Annotated in this window: 2 protein-coding genes; both read left to right on the top strand. The window is 26.6% G+C overall.

All coding sequences use genetic code 11. From position 1 onward, the window contains the following. Positions 1–339, top strand: a 339-nt coding sequence (locus ACYEKI_RS21090; protein WP_459213197.1) for a hypothetical protein, incomplete at its 5' end; no start/stop codon positions are given. Between the two features lie 325 nt (positions 340–664). After that, positions 665–3,244, top strand: a complete 2,580-nt coding sequence (locus ACYEKI_RS21085; protein ID WP_459213196.1) for a LytTR family transcriptional regulator DNA-binding domain-containing protein — start codon at positions 665–667, stop codon at positions 3,242–3,244. Positions 3,245–3,246: the final 2 nt, after the last annotated feature.

The following is a 3,246-nucleotide window of genomic DNA, read 5'->3' as shown; positions in this document are numbered from 1 at the left end:
ACTTTAAAACCATTCTATTCATCAAAAAAACAAATCACATTAATGAAGATCAAATTTCAGGTCTTTTGGCAAGACAATGATTTCTTTGCTGGGGATACGCTTTCTTTTGAGTATCATTGGAATCTGCCCATGTATCCACAAGAGGGTCACGCTATTGCTATTGAAAAAGTAATTCCTATGCCTTGTATTGGTAATTACTCCTTTACACTTAACGGCAAAACACATTGCATTTTTGAATACCTTAGTGGTGGCTGGACTGTCGAGGCTATAGAATGGCAAAAAGATGATGATCTCTTTGCCCATATCTTAGTCACTGATCGATTGTTTTACAACAACTAAATTCTATAATTTCCCCAACTCCAGATTGAGTTGGGGATTTTTTATCGTATTATACAATATTTTTTTTGCTCAAAAACAAGATGAACACTTGATTAAAAAACTTTATGATTAACATAATGTTTACACTATCACTTTTTTATATTTATATAAAGAATTATCGAATGTCATCTAGATAAAATTGTTTTAAATTATCATAGCTGTACACTTTTTACATATACCTTTCGTTAAAATTACTAACAAAACTTATACTACTACGCTATTTATCAAACAACTATAAAGTTAAGTTTTGCTTTATTTTTTAATCAAAAAACATCGCTAAACTTTTATGCATAAATATTTCTACTATTCTGTCTTAATATTATTTGTTTGTATAAAGTGTAATGCTCAAGAATTTGTTTATGAACATTTTGGAGTAGATGAAGGTTTACCTAGCTCTGAGGTTTATGATTTATTTCAAGATAAAGAAGGATATATATGGTTTGCAACCGATAAAGGAATATCTCGATATAATGGTTACGAATTTAAAAATTTTAGTACTGCCGATGGTCTAACAGGTAATGTTGTCTTACGTTTTTATCCACAACAAAATGGTCAAATATGGTGCTATTCTTATCACAATAGATCATTGTTCTATTTTGACGAGATATTTCAAGGTTTCAAAGCTTATAGATTTAATAATATCTTAAATAAAAATTTACGTAAAAATAGTGTAATAAAAAGTATTTATTTAGATACAATTAATAGTTTACATATCGGAGGGTACTCTATAAATGGTGAATTAATTATTCATAATGATGGTACGATTACAACTAATCACTCTACAATTGATCATTTACTCTCACCTACCTTTTCAAAAAAATCTATTGTCTTAAAAAAGACTTCAAATTCAAAAAGTTCTTCATTTTTTTTCACTTCTAGTGACACAAACTCAATAAAAAGAAATACACCAAATACTAGTTTAGTCTCGTCTCACATTATGGCTAATTGGTTAATAAATAACAAAACAGGTGTTTTTATGCATAATAATCTTGTCGAAATCAATACTTATAAAAAAGAAAATATCTGCATAAAAAATGAACATTCTCCAATAGGTATTAAAATAATTGATAGTACTCAATTCTTTATAGGTTATGAATTTGGTGGAGGTAAATTTGTCAATAAAAAAGGGGAAATCTTAAAGGAATTTTTAAAAGATAAATCTGTCACTAATTTTTTAATAGATCATGAGGGAGGTTATTGGTTTACTACCCTCGATTCGGGTGTATATTATGTAAAAAACCCTTCAATTATTATTCATGATTCTATTTTTCAAAATTCTAAGCATGTTAATAGTTTAGCTAAAACTCATAATAACGAATTATTAATTGGTTTTAAAAATGGAAGAATTATAAAGTTACTAAAAGATAAAACATCATTAGTAATAGATCAACCTGAAAGAAATATTCATGCTTTTGTAGAACACGATTCTATATTTAACAAAACATATTTGTATAATTTTAATGGGTTAAAAAAGGCTAATACAAATAAAAGAGTTCTAACGACCTATATATTAAAGTTATCAGAACCAATAAACAATACAATTTTTGCTTCTAGTACAAAACATTTTTATAAAATTAATAAAAATGGAGATGTAGGTATTCGTAAATCAATATTTAGAGTTCATGATGTTTGTATTTGGAATAATGATACCTTAATAGGTACTCCATCAGGGATTTTTAAATTTGATAATGAAAATATTAATTCTTTATCTAATCAATCAAAATTATACAATTATAGAACTGATGATATAGATGTTGATACTAAGAACGATATATTATTTGTCGCAACTCAAGGCGCTGGAGTTATTGTTAATGACAAAAAACATATTTATAACATAACAAAAAAAGATGGTTTAAATAGTAATATAGTTAATGAAATATATATTGAAAACGATACGACCATCTGGGTCTGTACAAATAAAGGTTTAAATAAAATTGAATTCTGTGAAAACGATAAAATCATATCAGGGATAAGTAAAAAAGAAGGATTACTTAGTAATGAAGTTGAAGATCTCGAAATTATAAATGATACTGTTTGGGTCGGGTCTAAACAAGGATTATGCTATTTTCATAAAAATCAATTAATCTCTGATAATTATTTTAATCCTTATTTAAAGCTTCAAAAAATTCATGTAAATGGAAAGTCACGTGAACTAAAAAATAGTACTTCTTTCACTTATAAAGAGAATGATATTAGTTTTGAATTAGAAGGTATCTCATTTGCTAATAACAACGACTTATATTATCAATATAGTTTGAACAATGATTCGAATTGGTCTTATTCAAAGGATAGAATGATTCATTTTTCATCCCTCTCTCCTGGAAAATATAATTTTAAGGTTAAAATGTGTATTGGCTCTCAAAATTGCTCAGAAAAAACAATAACTCATAAGTTTTCTATTCAGCCTCCTTTTTGGAAAACAGGATGGTTCACATTCCTCTGTTTACTCTTTCTAGGTTCTATTTGTTATTTATTCTTTAAAATACGTGTACTAACTTATAATAAAGATATTACTAGAGAATTAATACGGGTATTATTAAAGTATTTAAAAAGAAAAGAAAAGTATTTTTCTTTTAGAGAAAATGGGAATGAAGTCAGAATAAAGACTCAACATATTATATATATAAAATCTGCAGGTAATTATATTGATATATGTACCGAAAATAAAACTCATACCATACGTATGAACATCGGTAAGTTTTTAAATCATGTTCCTGATAAATTAGAATATATACGAGTGCATCGTTCATATATTGTTAGAATAGATAAAATTACTTCAAAATCAAAAAATGAGGTTTGTATTGGTGATTTAAAACTACCTGTAAGCCAAAGCTATCTTCAAAATTTAAAAGATATTCACTTCTAAAA

The organism is Aquimarina rhabdastrellae (assembly GCA_947387485.1).
Classification (GTDB): domain Bacteria; phylum Bacteroidota; class Bacteroidia; order Flavobacteriales; family Flavobacteriaceae; genus Aquimarina.
Note: the sequence above shows the minus strand (reverse complement) of the source record. Positions and strands in the feature narration are given on the sequence as shown.

Excerpts from the sequence above, each read along its gene's own strand:
- ACYEKI_RS21085 (WP_459213196.1), top strand. The coding sequence starts at position 665 with ATGCATAAATATTTCTACTATTCTGTCTTAATATTATTTGTTTGTATA.